The sequence below is a fragment of the Blastococcus sp. SYSU DS0539 genome (assembly GCF_054050855.1).
This window is the reverse complement of record NZ_JBJHAF010000019.1, coordinates 14,755-37,164: the sequence shown is the minus strand read 5'-3', so window position 1 is coordinate 37,164 and position 22,410 is coordinate 14,755. Positions and strand designations below refer to the sequence as shown.

At 73.7% G+C, this 22,410-nt stretch carries 21 protein-coding genes and 1 tRNA gene; 17 read left to right on the top strand and 5 right to left on the bottom strand.

Annotation, left to right across the window (positions count from 1 at the left end):
* Positions 1–21: 21 nt before the first annotated feature.
* Positions 22–1,617, top strand: a complete 1,596-nt coding sequence (locus ACI790_RS18905) for an AMP-binding protein (protein ID WP_456571332.1) — start codon at positions 22–24, stop codon at positions 1,615–1,617.
* A 30-nt stretch (positions 1,618–1,647) separates the two neighbouring features.
* Here ACI790_RS18905 and ACI790_RS18900 read toward each other — a convergent pair whose 3' ends face one another.
* On the bottom strand, positions 1,648–2,073 hold the full coding sequence (locus ACI790_RS18900; protein WP_456571331.1) for a Fur family transcriptional regulator: 426 nt from the start codon (positions 2,071–2,073) through the stop codon (positions 1,648–1,650).
* Positions 2,074–2,133: 60 nt separating this feature from the next.
* Here ACI790_RS18900 and ACI790_RS18895 point away from each other — a divergent pair, with 60 nt between their 5' ends.
* The 10 genes from ACI790_RS18895 (at position 2,134) to ACI790_RS18850 (ending at position 13,471) form a co-directional block, all read left to right on the top strand.
* On the top strand, positions 2,134–2,409 hold the full coding sequence (locus ACI790_RS18895) for an antibiotic biosynthesis monooxygenase family protein (RefSeq protein WP_456571330.1): 276 nt from the start codon (positions 2,134–2,136) through the stop codon (positions 2,407–2,409).
* Positions 2,410–2,433: 24 nt separating this feature from the next.
* Entirely contained in the window at positions 2,434–2,829 is a 396-nt protein-coding gene (locus tag ACI790_RS18890) for an HNH endonuclease (protein ID WP_456571329.1), read from the top strand.
* 71 nt (positions 2,830–2,900) lie between these two features.
* Positions 2,901–4,304, top strand: coding sequence for a glycine--tRNA ligase (locus tag ACI790_RS18885; protein WP_456571328.1), 1,404 nt, complete (start codon positions 2,901–2,903; stop codon positions 4,302–4,304).
* Positions 4,305–4,425: 121 nt separating this feature from the next.
* The gene (gene dusB / locus ACI790_RS18880) at positions 4,426–5,586 is read left to right on the top strand and encodes a tRNA dihydrouridine synthase DusB (RefSeq protein WP_456571327.1); all 1,161 of its coding nucleotides are present in this window, start codon (positions 4,426–4,428) and stop codon (positions 5,584–5,586) included.
* Positions 5,583–6,023 carry an Rv0361 family membrane protein gene (locus ACI790_RS18875; RefSeq protein ID WP_456571326.1) on the top strand — a complete coding sequence of 147 codons (441 nt, stop codon included), beginning with the start codon at positions 5,583–5,585 and terminating at the stop codon, positions 6,021–6,023. Before dusB ends, ACI790_RS18875 begins: the two co-directional genes overlap by 4 nt.
* Positions 6,024–6,199: 176 nt before the next feature.
* Positions 6,200–8,905 carry a pyruvate, phosphate dikinase gene (gene ppdK / locus ACI790_RS18870; protein ID WP_456571325.1) on the top strand — a complete coding sequence of 902 codons (2,706 nt, stop codon included), beginning with the start codon at positions 6,200–6,202 and terminating at the stop codon, positions 8,903–8,905.
* A gap of 67 nt (positions 8,906–8,972) precedes the next feature.
* Positions 8,973–9,596, top strand: coding sequence for a YdcF family protein (locus ACI790_RS18865; RefSeq protein WP_456571324.1), 624 nt, complete (start codon positions 8,973–8,975; stop codon positions 9,594–9,596).
* Between the two features lie 13 nt (positions 9,597–9,609).
* Positions 9,610–10,083, top strand: coding sequence for a hypothetical protein (locus ACI790_RS18860; protein ID WP_456571323.1), 474 nt, complete (start codon positions 9,610–9,612; stop codon positions 10,081–10,083).
* A complete protein-coding gene (dnaG, locus tag ACI790_RS18855; RefSeq protein WP_456571322.1) occupies positions 10,083–12,917 on the top strand; it encodes a DNA primase in 2,835 nt (944 codons plus the stop codon). Before ACI790_RS18860 ends, dnaG begins: the two co-directional genes overlap by 1 nt.
* Positions 12,914–13,471 (top strand): hypothetical protein, encoded by a 558-nt coding sequence (locus ACI790_RS18850; protein WP_456571321.1) that lies wholly within the window; start codon positions 12,914–12,916, stop codon positions 13,469–13,471. Before dnaG ends, ACI790_RS18850 begins: the two co-directional genes overlap by 4 nt.
* A gap of 7 nt (positions 13,472–13,478) precedes the next feature.
* On the opposite strand, the gene ACI790_RS18845 is transcribed toward ACI790_RS18850, so the two are convergent.
* Positions 13,479–13,688: a hypothetical protein gene (locus ACI790_RS18845; RefSeq protein WP_456571320.1), complete on the bottom strand. Its 210-nt coding sequence runs from the start codon at positions 13,686–13,688 to the stop codon at positions 13,479–13,481.
* A gap of 135 nt (positions 13,689–13,823) precedes the next feature.
* On the opposite strand from ACI790_RS18845, the gene ACI790_RS18840 reads away from it, so the two are divergent.
* The 3 genes from ACI790_RS18840 (at position 13,824) to ACI790_RS18830 (ending at position 15,843) form a co-directional block, all read left to right on the top strand.
* A tRNA-Asn gene (locus ACI790_RS18840) sits at positions 13,824–13,896 on the top strand.
* Positions 13,897–14,107: 211 nt separating this feature from the next.
* The gene (locus ACI790_RS18835) at positions 14,108–14,707 is read left to right on the top strand and encodes a TetR/AcrR family transcriptional regulator (RefSeq protein WP_456571319.1); all 600 of its coding nucleotides are present in this window, start codon (positions 14,108–14,110) and stop codon (positions 14,705–14,707) included.
* Positions 14,704–15,843 (top strand): FAD-dependent monooxygenase, encoded by a 1,140-nt coding sequence (locus ACI790_RS18830; protein ID WP_456571318.1) that lies wholly within the window; start codon positions 14,704–14,706, stop codon positions 15,841–15,843. Before ACI790_RS18835 ends, ACI790_RS18830 begins: the two co-directional genes overlap by 4 nt.
* A gap of 24 nt (positions 15,844–15,867) precedes the next feature.
* On the opposite strand, the gene ACI790_RS18825 is transcribed toward ACI790_RS18830, so the two are convergent.
* A complete protein-coding gene (locus tag ACI790_RS18825; RefSeq protein ID WP_456571317.1) occupies positions 15,868–16,272 on the bottom strand; it encodes an MmcQ/YjbR family DNA-binding protein in 405 nt (134 codons plus the stop codon).
* Between the two features lie 106 nt (positions 16,273–16,378).
* On the opposite strand from ACI790_RS18825, the gene ACI790_RS18820 reads away from it, so the two are divergent.
* Entirely contained in the window at positions 16,379–16,750 is a 372-nt protein-coding gene (locus tag ACI790_RS18820) for a nuclear transport factor 2 family protein (protein ID WP_456571316.1), read from the top strand.
* Positions 16,747–18,441, top strand: coding sequence for a flavin monoamine oxidase family protein (locus ACI790_RS18815; protein ID WP_456571315.1), 1,695 nt, complete (start codon positions 16,747–16,749; stop codon positions 18,439–18,441). Before ACI790_RS18820 ends, ACI790_RS18815 begins: the two co-directional genes overlap by 4 nt.
* Here ACI790_RS18815 and ACI790_RS18810 read toward each other — a convergent pair.
* Positions 18,438–19,796: a class I SAM-dependent methyltransferase gene (locus ACI790_RS18810; protein WP_456571314.1), complete on the bottom strand. Its 1,359-nt coding sequence runs from the start codon at positions 19,794–19,796 to the stop codon at positions 18,438–18,440. The two genes, ACI790_RS18815 and ACI790_RS18810, sit on opposite strands and share 4 nt — an antisense overlap.
* Before the next feature lie 226 nt (positions 19,797–20,022).
* Between ACI790_RS18810 and ACI790_RS18805 the strand changes: the two genes are divergently transcribed.
* Entirely contained in the window at positions 20,023–21,519 is a 1,497-nt protein-coding gene (locus tag ACI790_RS18805) for a molybdopterin-dependent oxidoreductase (RefSeq protein WP_456571313.1), read from the top strand.
* On the opposite strand, the gene ACI790_RS18800 is transcribed toward ACI790_RS18805, so the two are convergent.
* Positions 21,489–22,400 carry an alpha/beta fold hydrolase gene (locus ACI790_RS18800; RefSeq protein ID WP_456571312.1) on the bottom strand — a complete coding sequence of 304 codons (912 nt, stop codon included), beginning with the start codon at positions 22,398–22,400 and terminating at the stop codon, positions 21,489–21,491. The genes ACI790_RS18805 and ACI790_RS18800 overlap by 31 nt on opposite strands.
* Positions 22,401–22,410 lie beyond the last annotated feature (10 nt).

Here is a 22,410-nt window from a genome sequence, read left to right as displayed (position 1 = left end):
CCCGGAGGGAGGTGGACCGACGTGCCCGAGTCGCCGGCCGTCGGCAGCGATGGGCAGCGCCCGCCCGCCGGCCCGGCGGGCGTCCACCGCCCGGTGCTCATGGCCGACATGCTCGTCACCGCCCTGGGCCGGGCGGGGGACCGGCCCGCACTGCACATCGACGGGAGGGTGCTGACCGCCCGGGAGCTGGCCGGGCTCGTCAGCCGGTACGAGCAGGCGTTGCGGTCCCTCGGGGTCGGCCCGGGCACCGTGCTGGCGACGCTGGCGCCCAACAGCCCGGAGCTGGTGGCCCTCATGTGCGCCGAGCTGCTCGTCGGCTCGACCAGCACCTCCCTGCACCCCCTGGGGTCGCTGGAGGACCACGCCTACGTGCTGGCCGACTCGGGGGCGGACGCGCTGGTCTTCGACCCCGCCGCCCACGGCGACCGGGTGGTCGAGCTCGCCGCCCGCCATCCCGGGCTCCGGCTCATCGCCCTCGGCCCGAGCGAGCGAGGAGCCGACCTGGTGGCGGACGCGGCGACGATGACGCCGCGCCCGCTGCACGCCCCCGCCGCCGACCCCGCAGCCGTGCAGCGGCTCTCCTACACCGGCGGGACGACGGGGCGGCCCAAGGGCGTCGTCCACACCTTCGCCTCCCGTGCCGCCGTCACCCAGCTGATGACCACCGAGTGGGAGTGGCCGCACCAGCCGAGGCACCTGGTCTGCGCCCCGCTGAGCCACGCCGGGGGCACCGCGGTGCTGCCGGTCCTCCTGCGGGCCGGGTCGCTGTGGGTGCTGCCGCGCTTCGACGCCGAGCAGGTGCTCGCCGCGATCGAGACCCACCGGATCACCTCGGTGATGCTGGTGCCGACGATGATCTACGCGCTCCTGGACCACCCCCGGCTCGACCGGTTCGACCTGTCCAGCTTGGAGACCGTCTTCTACGGGGCGTCGGCGATGGCGCCCAGCCGGCTCCGGGAGGCGATGGCGCGGATCGGTCCGGTCTTCGCGCAGTTCTACGGCCAGGCCGAAGCACCGATGACCCTGACGGTGCTGCGCCGTGCCGACCACGACCCGACGGTCCCGGGGCGGCTGGCCGCCTGCGGCCGGCCGGTGCCGTGGGTGCACGTCGAGCTGCTCGACGACGACTGCCGCCCGGTCCCCGACGGGCTCCCGGGGGAGATCTGCGTCCGGGGGCCGCTCACCATGCGCGAGTACCTGGGCAAGCCGGCCGAGACGGCGGCCGCCTTCGCCGGCGGCTGGCTGCACACCGGCGACGTCGCGGTGCGGGACGCCGACGGCATCCTCACCATCGTCGACCGGAAGAAGGACATGGTCGTCACCGGCGGGTTCAACGTGTTCCCGCGCGAGGTCGAGGACGTCGTGGCCGCGCATCCCGCGGTCGGCGGCGTGGCGGTCGTCGGCGTGCCGGACGCGCGCTGGGGCGAGGTGGTCGTGGCGGTCGTCGTCCCCCGTCCTGGTGCCGCCGTGGCGGCCGAGGAGATCATCGCGCTGGTCCGCGAGCGGAAGGGGCCGGTACAGGCGCCCAAGCGGGTGGAGTTCGTGTCCGAGCTGCCGCTCACGCAGGTCGGCAAGCCGGACAAGCAGGCACTGCGCGCCCGCTTCGGGCCGCGCTGACGTCCGGCCGGCGCGGAGCGTGCCCCGCGCTCAGGCGGTGGAGCGCTCCGGGGAGGCGTCCGTCCGGCCGGCCGCCGCGTCCCGGCAGGTGGCGCAGGTGCCGAAGATCTCCAGGGTGTGGCTGACGTCGGCGAAGCCGTGCTCGGCGGCGACGCGGTCGGCCCACGCCTCGACGGCGGGGCCGGCCACCTCCACGGTGCGGCCGCAGTCGCGGCACACCAGGTGGTGGTGGTGCTGGGGGCTGCACCGGCGGTACAGCGCCTCGCCGGTGTCGGTGCGGATCGAGTCCAGCTCGCCGTCGTCGGCCAGCGACTGGACGGCGCGGTAGACCGTGGACAGCCCGACGGAGTCGCCGGCGTCGCGGAGCCGCGCGTGCACCTCCTGCGCGCTGTGGAAGCCGTCGAGGTCTGCGAACACGGCTCGGACGGCGGCGCGCTGCCGGGTGGTGCGGACCATGCGTCCATGGTGACAGGCCCGCGTGGGAGCGTCTGCGCAGGCCGGACGAGGGGAGCAGGGGTGTTCGCGGTGACACGGCTGCGGGTGACGGCGGCGGACGCGCCGGGCCTGGCCGACGAGGTGACCCGGTTGCTGGCCGCGCTCGCCGGCCGGCCGGGCTTCCGGGACGGCGAACTGGGCCGCTCGGCCGACGACCCCGGGCTCTGGGCGCTGGTGACCCGCTGGGACGGCGTCGGCTCCTACCGCCGGGCGCTGTCGGCCGCCGAGGTCAAGATCGCCGGCGCACCGGTCTGGGTGCACGCCGTCGACGAGCCGGGTGTCTACCTGACCGACTGAGGGTCAGCGCCTACGGTCGGTGAGGTGGCCAGCCGCACCCGCACCGCCCGGTACGCCCGCCGTCGCAAGCGCCGCATGGACGCGGTCGAGCACGACCTGAGCGCCGAGCAGTGGAGCGCGCTGCAGGCGGCCTGGGGTGGGTGCGCCTACTGCGGGGCGACCGGCACCCCGCTGCAGCGGGACTGCGTGCAGGCCCTGTCCCGCGGCGGCCGGTACACCCTGGACAACATCGCGCCGGCCTGCCGCTCGTGCAACGCCAGCAAGTGCAACGACGAGGTCACCGGCTGGCTGCGCCGCAAGCGCCTCGACGAGCGGGCCTTCCTCGTGCGGCACGCCGAGATCCGGGCCGCGCTCGCGCTGCGGTTCGGCCCCGACCCGGCGTCCGCCGCCGCGGAGGAACCGGCCGCGGTCACCGACTGAGGAGGCCGGACGGCCGCCAACTACCGTGGACGGGTCAACCGCCGACCGCCAGCCGGATGGAGCCTCTCGCCGTGAGCGACAGCACCGCCAAGCACGACCCCGCCCGCCTCGACAAGGTCGTGAACCTCTGCAAGCGCCGGGGCTTCGTCTTCCCGTCCGGGGAGATCTACGGCGGTACCCGCTCCGCCTGGGACTACGGTCCGCTGGGCGTCGAGCTCAAGGAGAACATCAAGAAGCAGTGGTGGCGCACCGTCGTCCAGAGCCGGGACGACATCGTCGGCCTGGACTCCTCGGTGATCCTGCCGCGCCAGACGTGGGTGGCCTCCGGTCACGTCGGCGTCTTCACCGACCCGCTGACCGAGTGCCAGAGCTGCCACAAGCGCTTCCGGGCCGACCACCTGGAGGAGGCCTACGAGGAGAAGAAGGGCCGGCTGCCCGAGAACGGCCTGGCCGACATCTCCTGCCCGAACTGCGGCACGAAGGGCGCGTGGACCGAGCCGCGCGACTTCAACATGATGCTCAAGACCTACCTCGGCCCGGTCGAGGACGAGTCCGGCCTGCACTACCTGCGCCCGGAGACCGCGCAGGGCATCTTCGTCAACTTCGCCAACGTGATGGGCGCCGCGCGCAAGAAGCCGCCGTTCGGCATCGGCCAGATCGGCAAGTCCTTCCGCAACGAGATCACGCCGGGCAACTTCATCTTCCGCACCCGCGAGTTCGAGCAGATGGAGATGGAGTTCTTCGTCGAGCCCGGTACCGACGAGGAGTGGCACCAGTACTGGATCGACCAGCGGACGGCCTGGTACACCGACCTCGGCATCGACCGGGACAACCTGCGGCACTTCGAGCACCCGGAGGAGAAGCTGTCGCACTACTCGAAGCGCACCGTCGACATCGAGTACCGCTTCGGTTTCCAGGGTTCGGAGTGGGGTGAGCTCGAGGGCATCGCCAACCGCACCGACTTCGACCTCTCCACGCACTCGAAGCACTCCGGCACGGACCTGTCGTACTTCGACCAGGCGAGCAACACCCGCTGGACGCCGTACGTCATCGAGCCCGCGGCCGGTCTCACCCGGTCGCTGATGGCCTTCCTGGTCGAGGCGTACACCGAGGACGAGGCGCCCAACGCCAAGGGCGGCGTCGACGTCCGCACGGTGCTCCGGCTCGACCCGCGGCTGGCGCCGGTGAAGGCCGCCGTCCTGCCGCTGTCGCGCAACGCCGACCTCTCGCCCAAGGCCAAGGACCTCGCCACCGCGCTGCGCCGGAACTGGAACGTCGACTTCGACGACGCCGGTGCGATCGGCCGTCGGTACCGCCGGCAGGACGAGGTCGGGACGCCGTTCTGCATCACGGTCGACTTCGACACCCTCGAGGACCAGGCCGTGACCATCCGCGAGCGCGACTCGATGAGCCAGGAGCGGGTCGGCCTGGACCAGGTCGAGTCCTACCTGGCCGCCCGCCTCCCCGGCTGCTGACGGGCGCCACGAGTGGGCAGTTGTGGTCGCCGACACGGGACGGCGCGCCGGTAACGCGAACCACAACTGCTCACTCGGCCGGGAGGGGGGAACAGGCAGGCTGCCGCCTACTCTGGGTTCCGTGACCGCCACGCTCGAGCCGACGACGACGGCCCAGCCGCCGCTGCGGCTCGGCGGCCTCACCGTCGACCCCGCTGTCGTGCTCGCGCCGATGGCCGGCATCACCAACCCGGCGTTCCGGACGCTGTGCCGGGAGTTCGGGGCCGGCCTCTACGTCTGCGAGATGATCACCACGCGGGCGCTGGTCGAGCGCAACGAGAAGACGCTGCGGATGATCCGGGCCACCGCGGACGAGAAGGACGCCTTCTCCGTCCAGCTCTACGGCGTCGACCCGGCCACCGTTGGCCGGGCGGTGGAGATGCTGGTCGACGAGGGCGTCGCCGGTACCCGCCCGGCGCACATCGACCTCAACTTCGGCTGCCCGGTGCCCAAGGTGACCCGCAAGGGCGGTGGCTCCGCGCTCCCGTGGCGCCGCGTCCTGCTGCGCGACATCGTGCGGGCGGCGGTCCGCGCCGCGGGGGACGTGCCGGTCACCATCAAGACCCGCATCGGCATCGACGCCGACCACGTCACCTACCTCGACGCCGGCCGGATCGCCCAGGACGAGGGCGCTGCGGCGATCACGCTGCACGGGCGCACCGCCGACCAGCTCTACAGCGGCACCGCCGACTGGTCGCCGATCGCCCGGCTGGTCGAGACCGTGGACATCCCGGTGCTCGGCAACGGGGACATCTGGGAGGCCGACGACGCGCTGCGCATGGTCGCCGAGACCGGGTGCGCCGGCGTCGTCATCGGGCGGGGCTGCCTGGGCCGGCCGTGGCTGTTCGGCGATCTGGCCGCCGCCTTCGCCGGCGAGAGCCGCCGGGCGCTGCCCTCGATGCGCGAGGTCGCCGCCGTCATGCACCGGCACGCCACGCTGCTGGCCGAGGAGCACGGCGAGCGGCACGGCTGCAGCGACTTCCGCAAGCACGTCGCCTGGTACCTCAAGGGGTTCTCGGTGGGGTCGGACACCCGGCGGGCGCTGGCGATGGTGAGCAGCCTCGACGAGCTCGCCGCGCTGCTCGGCAGCATCCCCGACCAGCCGTACCCGACCGCCGTCCTGGGCGCGCCGCGTGGCCGCACGAGCTCGCCGCGCCCGGTGGCCCTGCCCGAGGGCTGGCTGGCCGATCGCGACGACCCCCGGCCTCCGGTGGGGGCAGAACTGGAGACGAGCGGCGGATGACGCAGGGGCCTTTCCTCTACGACGACGGCCCGGCGCCGCTGCACACGGGCACGCCCCGCAGGCGGCAGGGCTGGCTGATCGCCGGCATCCTCGGCGTCGTCCTGCTGGCCGGCGGCATGGTCGCCGGTCTGTACGTGGTCCGGGGGTCCCCGGGCGACCAGGCCACGGAGGTCACCCAGGTGTTCCTCGCGGCGCTGGCCGCCGGCGACACGGAGACCTCGTACGAACTCCTCTGCGAGGAGGAGCGACGCCGGCTCGACGTCAGCGGGATGGAGGCCGAGTACCTCCGGCCGGGCTCGGCCGAGATCGCCGGCGTGCAGGACGACCCGGTCGACGGCGCCCGGATCCAGCAGGTGACCGTCCGCTGGGAGGACGGCGCCTCCGCCGAGCTCGCGGTCGTCAACGAGGACGGCCCCCGCGTCTGCGGGATCGGCTGACCCGGCCCGACCGAATCGCGCACCTCGCGCCGCTGCGTCACGATCACTGGTCTGTCCTCCGGCGCGGGCCGTCCACCCGTGGGCGGCGCCGGTGGCCGGGAGGGCGACCCGGGACGGCCCGGTGCGGCACCATCTCGACCAGGCGGAGGCCGGTCGTCGAGCGTGGAGGTGCGGGGATGAGCAGCCAGCCCAGCAAGTGGGTCTTCGACTTCAGCGAGGGCAGCAAGGACCAGAAGGACCTGCTCGGCGGCAAGGGGGCCAACCTCGCCGAGATGACCAACCTGGGGCTGCCCGTGCCGCCCGGCTTCACGATCACCACCGACGCGTGCCGGTACTACCTGGAGCACGGCAGCACCCCGCCGGAACTGGATGCGCAGGTCAGCGAGCACCTGGCGGCGCTGGAGAAGGGCATGGGCAAGACCCTGGGCGACCCGCACGACCCGCTGCTGGTGTCGGTCCGCTCCGGGGCCGCGGCCTCGATGCCCGGGATGATGGAGACCGTCCTCAACGTCGGCCTCAACGACGAGTCGGTGCGGGGCCTGGCGCAGCAGTCCGGCAGCGACCGGTTCGCCTGGGACTCCTACCGCCGGCTGATCCAGATGTTCGGCAAGACGGTGCTCGGCATCGACGGCGAGCGGTTCGACGACGCCCTCGACGAGGTCAAGGCCGAGCAGGGCACCGATTCCGACCTCGACCTGGACGCCGCGCACCTCGAGGACGTCGTCGGCCGGTTCAAGGCCATCGTGCGGGACCACACCGGCGAGGACTTCCCGCAGGACCCGCGCCGGCAGATGGACATGGCGATCAACGCCGTCTTCGACTCCTGGAACTCCGACCGGGCGATCATCTACCGCCGCCGGGAACGCATCCCGAGCGACGCCGGGACCGCGGTCAACGTCTGCTCGATGGTGTTCGGCAACCTGGGCGCCGACTCGGGCACCGGCGTGGCGTTCACCCGCGACCCCGGCAGCGGTGCGCAGGGCGTCTACGGCGACTACCTGCAGAACGCCCAGGGCGAGGACGTCGTCGCCGGCATCCGGAACACGGTGCCGCTGGCCGACCTGGAGGGCATCGACAAGGGCGCCTACGACGAGCTCATGACGACGATGGCGCGGCTGGAGTCGCACTACCGCGACCTGTGCGACATCGAGTTCACCGTCGAGCGCAACAAGCTCTGGATGCTGCAGACCCGCGTCGGCAAGCGCACCGCGGCCGCCGCCTTCGTGATCGCCACCCAGCTGGTCGACGAGGGCCTCATCGACATGGACGAGGCGGTCCGGCGGGTCACCGGCGAGCAGCTGTCGCAGCTGATGTTCCCGCGGTTCGTCTCGGGCGGGGACGCCACCCGGCTCACCCTGGGGATGAACGCCTCCCCGGGCGCCGCCGTCGGGAAGGCGGTGTTCTCCTCGGAGACGGCCGTCGAGTGGGCGGAGCGGGGGGAGGACGTCGTCCTGGTCCGCCGGGAGACCAACCCCGACGACCTCTCCGGGATGATCGCCGCCCAGGGCGTGCTGACCAGCCGCGGCGGCAAGACCTCGCACGCGGCCGTCGTCGCCCGGGGCATGGGCAAGACCTGCGTCTGCGGTGCGGAGGAGCTGCAGGTCGACACCAAGGGGAAGCGGTTCACCGCGCCCGACGGCACCGTGGTCGCCGAGGGCGACGTCATCTCCATCGACGGGTCCACCGGCGGGGTGTGGCTGGGCGAGGTGCCGGTGGAGCCGTCGTCGGTCGTCCGCTACTTCGAGGGCGAGATCGACCCGGGGTCCGAGGACGCCGACGACCTGGTGCGCAGCGTGCACCGGATCCTCACCCACGCCGACGAGGTGCGCCGGCTCGACGTCCGCACCAACGCCGACACCCCGGAGGACGCCGCCCGCGCCCGGCGCTTCGGCGCGCGGGGGATCGGCCTGTGCCGGACCGAGCACATGTTCCTCGGCGACCGCCGCCAGCTGGTGGAGAAGCTGATCCTGGCGGAGGACGACGCCGACCGGCAGGCCGCGCTGGACGCGCTGGAACCGCTGCAGAAGCAGGACTTCCTGGAGATCTTCGAGGCGATGGACGGGCTTCCCGTGACCGTCCGGCTGCTCGACCCGCCGCTGCACGAGTTCCTGCCCGACCTCACCGACCTCTCGGTGCGGGTCGCCGTAGCCGAGGCCGAGGGCCACCACGACGAGGGGCAGCTGCGGCTGCTGGCCGCGGTCCGCCGCATGCACGAGGAGAACCCGATGCTGGGGCTGCGCGGGGTGCGGCTCGGGCTCGTCGTCCCGGGGCTGTTCGCCATGCAGGTGCGCGCCATCGCCGAGGCCGCCTGCGAGCGGGCGAAGGCGGGCGGTGACCCCCGGCCGGAGATCATGATCCCACTGGTCGGCGCGGTGCAGGAGCTGGAGGCGATCCGCGAGGACGCCGAACGGGTGCTCGCCGAGGTCCACCGCGAGGAGGGCATCGAGGTGCCGGGCTTGATCGGCACGATGATCGAGGTGCCGCGGGCGGCGCTCACGGCGGGCGAGATCGCCGGGTCGGCGGAGTTCTTCTCCTTCGGTACGAACGACCTCACCCAGATGACGTGGGGCTTCTCCCGCGACGACGTCGAGGCGGCGTTCTTCCACCAGTACCTGGACAAGGGCATCTTCGGCGTCTCGCCGTTCGAGTCGCTGGACCGGGAGGGGGTGGGCCGGCTGGTGCAGCTCGGCGCCGAGGCCGGGCGGGCCGCGCGGCCGGACCTGAAGCTGGGGATCTGCGGAGAGCACGGCGGTGACCCGGACTCGGTGCACTTCTTCCACGAGGTCGGCCTGGACTACGTCTCCTGCTCGCCGTTCCGGGTGCCGGTGGCCCGGCTGGAGGCCGGGCGGGCCGCGCTGGAGGGGGAGCGCGCCGGCTTCTGACCGGGGTGCTGCGGCACACCCTCCGGGAAGGGCGCGCACGGTCGGTGCCGCGTGGTACCCATGACGGGTGGGTGTGCGGAGTCTGGTGTCGCGGGTGGCCGGCGCCGGCGTCCTGGCCGCCGTGCTGCTGGTCGCCTCCACGGCGCTGTCCATCTGGTGGACGGCGCGGCAGGATTCCCGCCCGGCGTCCGACGCGATCGTGGTGCTCGGCTCGGCGCAGTACAACGGCGTGCCGTCGTCGATCTTCGCGGCGCGGCTGGAGCACGCCCTGTCCCTGTACGAGGCCGGCGTCGCGCCGGTGATCGTGACCGTGGGGGGCAAGGCCGCGGGGGACGCGTTCACCGAGGCGGGGACGGGCCGCGACTACCTGGCCCGGGCCGGCGTGCCCGCCGAGGCGCTGCTCGCGGTGCCCGAGGGCGTGGACACGCTGGAGAGCATGCGCGTGGTCGGGGCGGCCTTCGCCGAGCGCGGCTGGGAGCGCGCGGTGCTGGTCACCGACCCCTGGCACGCGATGCGCGCCGAGCGCATGGCCGAGGACGCCGGGATCGCGGCGGAGAGCTCGCCCACCCGGCAGGGGCCGGCGGTCCAGACCCGCGCCACCCAGTTCCGCTACATCCTGCGGGAGACTGCTGCCTACCTGCTCTACCGCGTCACCGGCGAGAGCATCGCCGGCGCACCCGGCATCGGCTGAGGGAGGGACGACGGTGCTCGAACTGGGCAAGGCCGGCACGCACGGCATGCCGGAGGGCGTCCTGCCCGTGCTCCGCGACGACGAGGTCGTGGCGGCCCTGCGGTCGGCGACGTGGACGGAGTCCGCGACGGTGGCGGTCGACGGGACGACCTGGGAGTTCGCGCGGCACAGGCGCGAGCTCACCGGGCGCCGGTCGGGCGACCCGGAGGGCCCCGCCCGGTTGCGCGCGCGGCAGACCTCGGCCTGGAAGGGCACCTGGGCCATCGACCTGGAGGGCTCCACGGTCGAGGTGCAGCCGGCGTCCCGGTGGCGGGGGACGCACCGGTTCGTGCAGCACGGGCGCCCGGTGGCCGAGAGCGGGAGCACCCCGGGCTGGGCCCCGCGGGCCACGATCACCATGGACGGCGAGCTGCCGTTGGCCCAGCAGATCTTCCTGCTGTGGTGGGAGCACGTGCTCCGCCGGCGGGTCGCGGCGGCGGCGGCCTGATGGCCGGCCGGGGACGCATCCGGGCCGCGGACATCGCGCTGGTCCGCGAGCGGAGCAAGATCGACGAGATCGTCGGCGAGCACCTGCAGCTCAAGCGCGCCGGCGGCGGCAGCCTCAAGGGGCTGTGCCCCTTCCACGACGAGAAGTCGCCGTCGTTCCAGGTCACGCCGAGTCGCGGGCTCTACCACTGTCTGGCAGGCGAGACCGGGGTCCTGACCGAGGACGGCGTCGTCCCGATCCGGGAGCTGGCCGGGAAGACCGTCCGAGTGCTCAACGGCAACGGTGGCTGGGTTGACGCACCGTTCATGTCGTACGGCGTCCAGCGTTTGATGAAACTGACGCTGACCCGTAACAGCCGCACCAAGGTCATCCATGCGACCGACGAACATCGGTGGTTCGTTCCTGCCGGTGCCCTGCGGCAGGACCGGCGCGAGAAGCTGACGAAGGATCTGCGACCGGGGGACCGGCTGTCGCACTCCTTCCCGATGTCCCGGGTGCTCAACCCGGCCACGATGCCGTCGCCCTTCGGAATCGCGCGTGGCGTCGTCTACGGCGACGGGACGAGAGGTGGAGCCGGGTCCATCGCCAACCTTTTCGGCGACAAGGACGCTCAGCTGGCGCACTACTTCACCGGTTGCCGCCGTTGGCAGGGTGAGGGCGTCACGAAGTTCTACGGGATGCCCGCGTACTTCAAGGACGAGCGTCCATCTCTGGACGACGACGCCTCGTACCTGCTCGGCTGGCTCGCCGGGTACTTCGCAGCCGATGGATGCGTGGCCGAGGACGGCGACGCGATACTCAACTCGGCTCGTGAGGACGACCTCGAGTACGTCCGCGCTCTGTGCACTCGCCTCGGTATCGGGACGTTCGGCGTCGCGAAGCAGAACCGCATCGGCATCGACGGCGTGGCGAGCGACATCTACAACGTGCGCTTCATGACCAAGGGTCTGCCCGAGTCGTTCTTCCTGCTCGAGCAGCATCGTGAGCGCTTCCTCGCCAACGACAAGAAGTACGAGCGCAAGAACTGGGTGGTGCAAGCCGTCGAGTGGAGCGATCGGGTCGAGGAGGTGTTCTGCGCCGAGGTTCCCGGGACCCGTGCATTCACGCTCGAGGACAACATCCTCACCGGGAACTGCTTTGGCTGCGGGGTCGGCGGTGACGTCATCCGCTTCGTGCAGGAGATCGACCACCTGTCGTTCTCCGAGGCCGTCGAACTGCTGGCCGGCCGTGCCAACGTCGAGCTGAAGTACGAGGACGACGGCGGCCGTCCCACCGCGGGCCCGGACCGCGCCTCCGTCGGCCAGCGGGCGCGGCTGGTCGCGGCCAACACCGCGGCGGCCGCCTTCTACGCCGAGCAGCTGGGCACCGCGGAGGCGGCGCCGGCCCGGCAGTTCCTCGCCGACCGCGCCTTCGACCGGCAGGCCGCTCTCGACTTCGGCTGCGGCTACGCGCCGGGCGGGTGGGACGGGCTCACCCGGCACCTGCGGGCCAAGGGCTTCACCCAGGCCGAGCTGGTCACCGGCGGGCTGGCCAAGGAGTCGTCCCGCGGCACGCTGATCGACCGGTTCCACCGGCGCCTGGTGTGGCCGATCCGCGACATCACCGGCGACGTCATCGGCTTCGGTGCCCGCAAGCTCATGGACGACGACCCCGGGCCGAAGTACCTCAACACCCCGGAGACCCCGCTCTACAAGAAGAGCAGCGTCCTCTACGGCATCGACCGCGCCAAGCGCGACATCGCCCGCCGGCACCAGGCCGTCGTGGTCGAGGGCTACACCGACGTCATGGCCTGCCACCTGGCCGGCGTGACCACCGCGGTGGCCTCCTGCGGCACCGCGTTCGGTGCCGAGCACATCGGGGTGCTGCGCCGGCTGCTGATGGACCAGGACGAGTTCCGCGGCGAGGTCGTGTACACCTTCGACGGCGACGCCGCCGGCCAGGCCGCGGCGATGAAGACCTTCGCCGAGGACCAGCGGTTCGTCGGCCAGACGTTCGTCGCCGTCGAGCAGGAGGGGCGCGACCCGTGCGAGCTGCGGCAGGAGCACGGTGACGCCGCCGTCCGCGACCTGGTCGCCCGCCGCACCCCGCTGATCGCCTTCGTGCTGAAGACGACGCTGGCCGGCTACGACCTGGACACCGTGGAGGGGCGGGTCGCCGCGCTGGAGAAGACGGTGCCGCTGGTCGCGCAGATCAAGGACCACGCGCTGCGGCCGGCCTACGCCCGCGAGCTCGCCGGGATGATCGGTAACACCGACGAGTCCGAGGTGCAGGAGCGGGTGCGCCGGCTCACCGGGGACGGGGGAGGGGCGCCGTCGCGCGGCCGCCCCCGAACGCCGAAGCGCAGCCCGGACGACGCCGCGGTGGCCGTCGAGCGGGAGGCGGTAAAGGCGGCGCTGCAGGTGCCCGAGTACGCCGGGCCGGCCTTCGACGCCGTCGCGCCGTCCGCCTACACCGACGCCGACTACGCCGCCGTCGCCGCGGCCGTGGCCGGGGCGGGCGGGGCCGCGGGCGCGACCGTCACCGGCCCGGCCTGGCTGGACGAGGTGGCCGCGCACTGCGACCGGGAGAGCGCCCGCGCGCTGCTGACGGCGCTGGCGGTGGAGCCGATGCGCTCGGTGACCGGCGAGGGCGACCCCGGCTACGTCAACGCGATCCTCGCCCGGCTGGCGGAGATGGCCACCGTCCGCCAGGTGGCGGCGCTCAAGGGGCGGCTGCAGCGGATGAACCCCGTCGAGCAGGCCGAGGAGTACACGAAGATCTTCGGCCAGCTCGTGGCGCTCGAGGCGCAGGCCCGGTCGCTGCGGGAGCGGGCGATGGGCGGGCTCGCGTCGTGACCCTGCTGGACGGGCTGCGGCGCCGGTTCGCGCGGCCACCGGAGGCGGTGCGCGCTGCGGTGGCGGCCGACCCCGACGAGCGGGTGCTCGCGTGGGGCCTGCTCGCCCGCGACGCCGGGTGGCTGGTCGCCACGTCCCGGGGGCTGCGGACGATCGATGCGGCCGGGGGAGCGGAGGTGCTGCCCTGGCACGAGGTGGGGCACGCCCGCTGGGCCGCGACCAACGACGGCGGCGGCTCGTTCACCGTCACCCCGCTCACCGAGGTGGAACCCGGCGTGCAGGCGCGGCAGCCTGCGGTCCGGCACGTGCTCACCGACGCCGGCGACCTGCCGGCGGTCGTGCGCCGGCGGGTGGACCAGACGATCGTCACCAGCCGCCGCATCCCGCTGCCGGGCCGGGGCGGCGTGGTCCTGGTGGCCCGCCGGGTGCCCGGTCAGGCGGAGCGGGAGTGGACCGTCGTCTTCGACGACGACGCCGACCGCGACGACCCGGTGGCCCGCGAGACCGCCCGGCAGAAGCTCGCCGAGGCGCTCGCCGCCGAGCAGCCGGACTGACCCCGGCTCAGCGCTCGGGCTCGCCGCCCAGCTGGGCCTTGAGGGTGGAGACGGCGTCGTCGGCCTTGGCCTGGGCCATGCCGGCGAGGCTCTGCAGGCGCGGGTCGTCCTTCGCCTGCTCCCAGGCTCGCCGGATCTGCTCGTAGCGCTCCCGGCCCGCCCGCGATCCGAGCACGTAGCCGGCACCGAATCCGGCGAGGAACGAGAGCTTGGCCATGGGGGTTCCTCCAGGTGTCGTGCGATGAACGCCGACACGCTACCTGTGGTCGCGTCCCTCCGCCGTTCGCGAGCCCCGCGCGGAGGCGTCTCGGGCGTGCGGTACTCTCGACGGGCCAGCGGGTCGTACCGCTGATCCCCCGTAGCTCAATTGGCAGAGCATGCGACTGTTAATCGCAGGGTTACTGGTTCAAGTCCAGTCGGGGGAGCTCCCACCAGGCCCGTGACCTCCGGTCGCGGGCCTTCGTCGTACCCGGGGCGCGGTGCCCTGCAGGAGCCTTCGCGGGGTGGGTGGGGGACGCAGGGTGCCGACGCGCGGGGCGACGTGCGCCTGGTCGGGCGCAGGGGTTCCGCCCGCACTGCGGCCGGTCTAGCGTCTGGACGAATGACCAAGGCGATCGTCCAGACCCGGGAGAGCCGATGCCACCGTCCGAGCCGACCGGACCGGGTGCCGAGGTCCGGCTGCGGCTTCTGCAGGCCGCGGCCGAGCTGATCCCGGAGCTGGGGTGGAACGCGGTCAGCACCCGTGTCGTCGCCCGGCGGGCCGGGGTGACCCCCGGCGTCGTCCACTACCACTTCGCCTCGGTTCAGGCCCTGCTGACGCAGGCGTCGCTGCGGGTGATGCGGCAGGTGCTGTCCTCGCTCGCCCCCGCCCTGTCCTCGGCCGGGTCGGGGGACGACGCGCTGGCCGGGATGCTCACCGCGCTCGACGACCACGACGGCGCTGATCCGACGTCCCTGCTCTTCCTGGAGGCGTACCTGGCCGCGACCCGGGACGCCGACCTGCGCGCGGAGCTCCGCCGCGTCCTCGACGAGTTCCGGAGCGGACTGGCCGCCTGGCTCGACGCGCAGGGCGCGGAGACCCCTGCCGACACCGCCGCGGTCCTCACCGCGGCGGTCGACGGCGTGCTGCTGCACCGGGCGCTGGACCCGGGACTGACCTCGACCGCCGTCACGCCGGTGCTGCGCCGGCTCCTGCACGGGCCGGGCACGCGTACGGGAAGGACGGAGCAGCGATGAAGGCAGTGATCTGCGGAGCCGGGATCGCCGGCCTCGCGCTCGCCGGGCAGCTCGCCGACCACGGGTGGGACGTCACCGTCGCCGAGCGGGCCCCCGGCCCCCGCGAGCAGGGCTACATGATGGACTTCTTCGGGCCCGGCTACGACGCCGCCGAGGCGATGGGCATCCTGCCCCGGCTCCACGAACTGGCCTACCGCGTCGACGAGCTGGCCTACGTCGACGCGTCCGGACGGCGCAGAGCCGGCCTGGACTACGAACGCTTCGCCCGGGCGCTCGACGGGCGTCTCCTGAGCATCATGCGCCCCGACCTGGAGCGGGCACTGCGGGAACGGGCCGGGAGCAGGGTCGACCTGCGCTTCGGTTGCTCCGTCGCGGGCATCGACGCCCGGGCGGACGGTCTGCGCGTCGCCCTGACCGACGGCACCGTGCTGGCCGCCGAGCTCCTGGTCGGGGCCGACGGAGTCCACTCCTCGGTCCGCGAGAGGGTCTTCGGGCCCGAGTCGCGATTCCTCCGCTACCTCGGCTGCCACACCGCCGCCTACGTCTTCGAGGACCCGGAGGTCCGGGCCCGGGTGGGCAACCGGTTCGCCATGACCGACTCGGTGGACCGGGAGATGGGGTTCTACGTCCTGCGCGACGGGCGGGTCGCTGCCTTCGCCGTCCACCGGGAGCCCGAGCCCCGGCTCCCGTCGGACACCCGGGCCGCCCTGACCAGCCGTCACACGTCACTCGGGTGGGTCGTTCCGCGCGCGCTCGACAGCTGCCCGCCGTCCGCCGAGCTGTACTACGACCAGCTGGCCCAGGTCGAGGCACCGGAGTGGCACCGGGGCCGCGTCGTCCTGCTCGGGGACGCCTGCCAGGCCGTCTCGCTGCTCGCGGGCCAGGGGTCCTCGCTCGCGGTGGCCGGCGCGCACGTCCTCGCCGAGCAGCTGGCGGCCGGCGGCCCGGTCGAGGACGCCCTGGCCCGCTATCAGCGGCTCTGGCAACCGGTCGTCCGGGCCAGGCAGGAGGCCGGGCGGCGCAGCGCCGAGTGGTTCCTCCCGTCGTCGACGACGCGGCGTCTGGTGCGCCGGGCGGTCTTGGGGCTGTCGGTCCTGCCGGGCTGGGACAGGCTCGTGCCGCGGCTCGCCTCCTAACGCCGGCGGCCACGGTCCCTGCGTTCAGGACGGACGGACACGGCCATCGAACCCGGCCAGCAGGCGCCGTGGCGCGCGTGCCCGCCAGGCGTCCTCCACCAGTTCGGCGAGCTCGTCGACGGGGATCCGGTCCAGCCGGACGAGGACCACGGCGTACCCGTCGAAATGCGGCGTGGTGAGGAAGACGTCGGGCTCGGCCGCGAGCAGCGAGGCCTTGACGCCGTCGTCGGGCACGCGCACCGCCAGCACCGGATCGGCCTCGTCCGGCGCTGCGGCGCCGAGCGCCGCTCGGTCGGCCGTGCGCAGCGGCCGCTCCCACGCGAAGCCCTTGCCGTGCACCCGCCACGACGGGTGCCCGCCGTACGAGGGGTGCTCGTCGGTGGCCGGCAGCGCCGCGACCAGGCGCCGGACGTCCTCCCAGGTGGCCATTGCCGCAGTGTGACCCCTTCTCGGTGCGTACGTGGAAAGGTGCCTCCGGGTGGTGCGGTGGTCCCGCGTCCGCCCTCCGCAGCGCCGTACGGAGAGAGGAACTGCCGTGCCGACCGACCCCTTCGCCGCCTTCCGAGCCGCCGTCGAGAGCCGCGACGTCGACGCGGCGGTGCGGCTCTTCACGGAGGACTGCACCTTCTTCTCCCCGGTCGTCCACGAGCCGTACCGCGGCACCGGCCCACTGCGCGCGATCCTCACCGGCGTGATGACGGTGTTCCAGGACTTCCGATACACGGCGTCCTACGGCGGCGGCGACGGCCACGTGCTCGTCTTCGATGCCAAGGTCGGCGATCGGGTCATCCAGGGGGTGGACATCCTGCGTGCCCACGACGGCGAGCTGACCGAGCTGACCGTGATGGTGCGCCCCTACTCCGCCGCGACCGCGCTCCGCGAGCGGATGGCGGCTCTCCTCGCGTGAGCTCGCCACACGCGTCGGGCGAGCCCGGTCGGGACGGGGAGCGGCCGCCGGTCACGATCTTCGGTCCGGACTTCCCGTTCGCGTTCGACGACTGGATCACCCACCCCTCGGGCCTCGGCGCCATCCCGCCCGAGCGGCACGGCGAGGAGGTCGCCATCGTCGGGGCGGGGATCTCCGGCCTGGTCGCGGCGTACGAGCTGATGAAGCTCGGGCTCAAGCCGGTGCTCTACGAGGCCTCGCAGATGGGCGGCCGGCTGCGCTCGGCCCGGTTCGAGGGGGCGCCGGAGGAGATCGTCGCCGAGCTGGGCGGCATGCGCTTCCCCGTGTCGTCGACCGCCTTCTACCGCTACGTGGACCTGCTCGGCCTGGCGACGAGGCCGTTCCCCAACCCGCTGACGCCCGCGTCCGGCAGCACGGTGATCGACATCGAGGGGGAGACCCACTACGCGGAGTCCTCCGAGGCGCTGCCGCCGCTGTTCCGGGAGGTGGCGACGGCGTGGGCCGACGCCCTGGCGACGGTGGGCTTCGCGGAGATCCAGGCCGCGATCCGGGCTCGCGACGCCGTGACGCTGAAGTCGCTCTGGAACGAGCTGGTCCCGCTCTGGGACGACCGCACCTTCTACGACTTCGTCGCGAGCTCGGATGCGTTCTCCCGGCTGTCGTTCCACCACCGGGAGGTCTTCGGGCAGGTGGGGTTCGGCACCGGCGGGTGGGACTCCGACTTCCCGAACTCGATGCTCGAGATCTTCCGCGTCGTGATGACGAACTGCGACGAGGACCAGCGCTTCGTCGTGGGCGGGGTCGAGCAGGTGCCGTGGGGGCTGTGGAACCACGCGCCGTCCGAGCCGGCGCACTGGCCGGCCGGGACGACGCTCGCGAAGCTGCACTCCGGTGGGGCGCGGGCCGGTGTCGCCGCCATCGCCCGGGACGCCGACGGGAGCTTCGCCGTCACGGACGCCTGGGGCCACGTCGTCCGCTACCCGGCGGTGCTCGTCACCTGCCAGACCTGGCTGCTGACGACGCAGATCGACTGCGACGAGAGCCTGTTCTCGCAGAAGCTGTGGACGGCGCTCGACCGCACCCGGTACATGCAGTCGTCGAAGACCTTCGTGATGGTCGACCGCCCGTTCTGGAAGGACAAGGACCCGGCGACCGGCCGCGACGTCATGAGCATGACCCTCACGGACCGGCTGACCCGCGGCACCTACCTGTTCGACCACGGCGACGACCGGCCCGGCGTCATCTGCCTGACGTACTCCTGGATGAGCGACGCGCTGAAGATGCTGCCGTACCCGGTGGACCAGCGCGTGCGCCTGGCCCTCGGCGCGCTGAAGAAGATCTATCCCGACGTCGACATCGCGCGGCACATCATCGGCGACCCCATCACCGTCTCCTGGGAGGCGGACGCGAACTTCCTCGGCGCCTTCAAGGGCGCCCTGCCCGGGCACTACCGGTACAACCAGCGGATGTACGCGCACTTCGTGCAGGACGACTTCCCGTCCGAGCAGCGGGGGATCTTCCTGGCCGGTGACGACGTGTCGTGGACACCGGCCTGGGTGGAGGGCGCCGTGCAGACCTCCCTCAACGCGGTCTGGGGCATCATGCGGCACTTCGGCGGCGGCACCCACGCGCGGAACCCCGGCCCCGGAGACGTGTTCGCCGAGTTCGGCCCGATCGCGCTGCCCGACTAGGCGTCCTGCCACTCGGAGCCGCCGGCGGTGGGCGGTTCCGGGTGGGCGGTGCCGGCGTCGTCCTCCCGGCTCCGCCTCGCGGCGTCCCCGCTCCAGTCCGGGCGGCGGAGCGGGAGCCGGCTGTCTCCTCCCCGTCTGACCGCGAGGACCTGGTTCACGCCGGCGCGGTGCCGTTCGAAGGCCAGCGCCGACGCCGCCAGGTACAGCCGCCACACCCGGGCCCGTCCCGGTGAGGACCCCCGCACCGCCTCGTCCCAGTGGTCCTCGAGGTTGCGCACCCAGGCCCGGCAGGTGAGCGCGTAGTGCCGGCGGAGCGACTCGACGTCGCACACCTCGAAGCCGGCCTCCTCCAGCACCTGCACGTGGGTCGCGAGGGGCTGCAGTTCCCCGTCGGGGAAGACGTACCGGGTGAGGAACGACCCCGGGTCGGGGCGGTCGGGACCGGCCGCGGGCCCGCGGGCGATCGCGTGGTTGAGCAGCCGGCCACCCGGGGCCAGCAGGTCGTGCAGCCGGGCGGCGTAGGCCGGCAGCTGGGCGCGGCCCACGTGCTCGGCCATCCCGACCGACGCGACGGCGTCGAACGGCCCGTCGGTGACCTCACGGTAGTCCTGCAGCCGGATCTCGACGCGATCGGCGAGCCCGGCGTCGGCGATCCGCCGGCGGGCGAGCTCCGCCTGCGCGGCGGAGATGGTCACGCCGACCACCGAGACGCCGTACCGGGACGCCGCGTGCCGGGCCAGCGAGCCCCAGCCGCAGCCGACGTCGAGCAGCCGCATGCCCGGCTGCAGCCCGAGCTTGCGGCAGACCAGGTCGAGCTTGGTCTCCTGCGCCTCCTCCAGCGTCGCGTCCGGCTCGGGGTAGTAGGCGCAGCTGTAGACGAGCGAGGGGCCCAGCAGCAGGCGGTAGAAATCGTTGCCGACGTCGTAGTGGTGGCTGATGGCGCTCCGGTCGCGGTGCAGCGAGTGGCGGATCCCGCGCAGCCGGGACTCCTCCGGCGGGGGTGCCGGGGGCGGGCCCAGCACGCCGAGCCGCAGCAGGGGGCCGGCCAGCCGCGCCAGCGCCCGTCGGTCCAGCCGCAGGTCCGGTCGGGACGGCAGGTCGTCGGGGAAGCTCAGCGTCGCGTACAGGTCACCCTCGATGTCGAGGTCGCCGCTGACGTACGCGCGCGCCAGGCCGAGCTCGCCCGGCGCGTAGACCAGGCGGCGCAGCGCCTTCCGGTCCCGCACGACCAGGGTGGGTGCTCCCTCGACGACGCTCTCGGACCCGTCCCAGCAGCGCACCGACAGGGGGAGCGGTGCGCCGAGCAGGAGGGTGCCGAGCTCCTCGACCAGCTGACTCGCGCCTCGGTGCGCCATCCGTCCACCCTGGCAGAACCACCGCCGCCGATGCGATGCCTTTCCGCCCGGCCGGCCCGGGCCGGTCCCGTGACATTCCGGGGACGAACACCGGCCGGCCGGTGTCCGGAGCGCCTCGAGGGGACATCATCCGGTTGTGCCCCAGGTAGTGCGATCGACGGACGGACCGGCGGGCGGTCCCCGCCCGGGTAGCCGGGGAGGTGCGGCGCTCGCCGGGGTCGCGGCGGTGGCCGTGGCCCTCGGCGTCGCCGAGCTCGTCGCGGGCCTGGTGCCGCGCGCCCCGTCACTGGTCCTCGCGGTGGGGGACGCCGTCGTCGACAGCGTGCCCGGCTGGCTGGAGCGCGCGGCCATCGCGACCCTGGGCACGGCTGACAAGCCGGTGCTCATCGGCGGCATCCTGGCGATCTCGGGGCTCCTCGGCGCCGCTCTCGGGATGCTCGCCCGCCGCCGGTTCCTGCTGGCGGCGGCCGGCATCGCGCTGTTCGCGGCGCTGGGGGTGGCGGCCGCGCTGGCAGACGACCGCAACCCCGTCCTCCGCACCCTCCTCGTCGGGGCGCTGGGCGCCGCCGCGGGCATCGGGGTGCTGCACCTGCTGGTCACGGTGCTGGGCAGCTCGGCCGTGCCGGCCGAGGCGGCGGCGGGGGAGGCCCCGCTCAGCGCCGTCGACCGGCGGCGCTTCCTCGCCGTCACCGGCGGCGCCACCCTGCTCGGCGTGCTCGCCGGGGTCGGCGGCTACCTGCTCGCCGGCCGCGAGCGCCTCGACGAGCTGCGCGCCGCGATCCGGCTGCCCGTTCCCGCCCGGCAGGCCGGTCCGGTGCCGGCCGGCGCGACCCTCGACGTCCCGGGGATCACCCCGCTGTTCACGCCGAACGAGGAGTTCTACCGGATCGACACCGCGCTGCGCGTGCCCGTCGTCGAGCCCGGCACATGGCGGCTGGAGGTGCGGGGGATGGTCGACGACCCGTTCACCCTGACCTACGCCGAGCTGATGGAGCTGCCGCAGATCGAGGCCGACGTGACGCTGGCCTGCGTCTCCAACGAGGTCGGTGGCGACCTGGTCGGCAACGCGCGCTGGCAGGGGGTGCCGCTGAAGGCGCTGCTGGACCGGGCCGGCCTGCAACGCGGCGCGACCCAGCTCGTCGGCCGCTCCGTCGACGGCTTCACCGCCGGCTTCCCCGTGCTGACCGCCCTCGACGTGGCGGAGGCCATGGTCGCCGTCGCCATGAACGGCGAGCCGCTGCCGGCCGACCACGGCTTTCCCGCCCGGCTCGTCGTGCCCGGCCTCTACGGCTACGTGTCGGCGACCAAGTGGCTGTCGGCCATCGAGCTCACCGACTGGGACGTCGACGGCTACTGGATCCCGCGCGGCTGGGCCAAGGAGGGGCCGATCAAGACGCAGGCGCGCATCGACGTCCCGCGCCCGGGCACCTCGGTCGAGCCCGGGCGGCGGCCGATCGCCGGCGTCGCCTGGGCACCGACGCGGGGAATCGAGCGGGTCGAGGTCCGCATCGACGACGGGCCCTGGCAGGAGGCCCAGCTCGCCGAGTCCCTCGACGTCGACTGCTGGCGCCAGTGGGTGCTGCCGTGGGAGGCCACGACCGGCCGGCACCGCATCGCCGCCCGGGCGACCGACGGCCGCGGTGAGGTGCAGACCGACCAGCGGACGCCGGTCGCGCCGGACGGCGCCGCCGGCTACCCGGTCATCGAGGTCGTCGTCTCCTGACGGCGGGCGTCGACGACCGGGCCGAGCCGGTCGACCCACCGGGACACCTGCTCGACGACGACGTCCGGCTGGGTCAGCGGCAGCATGTGGCCGGCCCCCGGGATCGTGAACAGCTCCCCGTCGGGCAGCGCTCCCAGCAACCGCCGGGCCTCGTCGCCGGGTACCTCGGGGTCACGGCTGCCGTGCACGATCAACGTCGGCACGGTGAGGCTCGCGGCCAGGGCGACGCCGTCGTGGGAGAGACCGGCCAGGCTGGTCCCGGCCAGCGCCAGCGGCCGGGTGGCGAGGAAGTCGTCGCGCATCCGCTCCACGAGCTCCTGCGGCTCGCCCGGCGCGAAGGCGAAATGCCGGATGGCGCGGTCGGACACCGCCCGGACCGGCCGGAGCCGCCGGCCCAGCCGGGCACCGGAGCGCAGCAGGGCGAACCACGCCGAGCGCAGCCGGACACGGGCCCACGGCGGCAGGCTGCGCGCCGGGAAACCGGGGGCCGTGACACCGGACCCTCCCGATCCGACGAAGACCGCCCCGGCGACCCGAACGTCCGCCGAGCCGGCGACGTGCTGCAGCAGGATCCCCCCGCCGAGGCTGTGGGCGACGACGACCGCGGAGCCGCCGTCGGGCACCACGGCGCCGAGCACGGCCGACAGGTCCTGGGCGTGCGCGGCGATGCCGTAGCTGCCCGACCGGGCGTCACCGCTCTGGGCGTGCCCGCGCAGGTCGTAGGCCACCACCCGGAACCTCCCGGCGAGCCGCTCGGGCACCTCACCCCAGGAGTCGGCGGACATCCCCAGCCCGTGCGCCAGCACCAGCAGCGGGGCGTCCTCCGGCCCCCGGGTGTAGAGGGCCAGCCGGGTTCCGTCGAAGGAGGTCACGTCGGTCATGTCGGCCCCA

Coding starts and splice junctions, on each gene's coding strand:
- ACI790_RS18800 (WP_456571312.1), bottom strand. CDS start 22,400: ATGACCGACGTGACCTCCTTCGACGGAACCCGGCTGGCCCTCTACACC.
- dnaG (WP_456571322.1), top strand. CDS start 10,083: ATGGCCGGCCGGGGACGCATCCGGGCCGCGGACATCGCGCTGGTCCGC.
- ACI790_RS18845 (WP_456571320.1), bottom strand. CDS start 13,688: ATGGCCAAGCTCTCGTTCCTCGCCGGATTCGGTGCCGGCTACGTGCTC.
- ACI790_RS18810 (WP_456571314.1), bottom strand. CDS start 19,796: ATGGCGCACCGAGGCGCGAGTCAGCTGGTCGAGGAGCTCGGCACCCTC.
- ACI790_RS18830 (WP_456571318.1), top strand. CDS start 14,704: ATGAAGGCAGTGATCTGCGGAGCCGGGATCGCCGGCCTCGCGCTCGCC.
- ACI790_RS18825 (WP_456571317.1), bottom strand. CDS start 16,272: ATGGCCACCTGGGAGGACGTCCGGCGCCTGGTCGCGGCGCTGCCGGCC.
- ACI790_RS18835 (WP_456571319.1), top strand. CDS start 14,108: ATGCCACCGTCCGAGCCGACCGGACCGGGTGCCGAGGTCCGGCTGCGG.
- ACI790_RS18900 (WP_456571331.1), bottom strand. CDS start 2,073: ATGGTCCGCACCACCCGGCAGCGCGCCGCCGTCCGAGCCGTGTTCGCA.
- ppdK (WP_456571325.1), top strand. CDS start 6,200: ATGAGCAGCCAGCCCAGCAAGTGGGTCTTCGACTTCAGCGAGGGCAGC.
- ACI790_RS18875 (WP_456571326.1), top strand. CDS start 5,583: ATGACGCAGGGGCCTTTCCTCTACGACGACGGCCCGGCGCCGCTGCAC.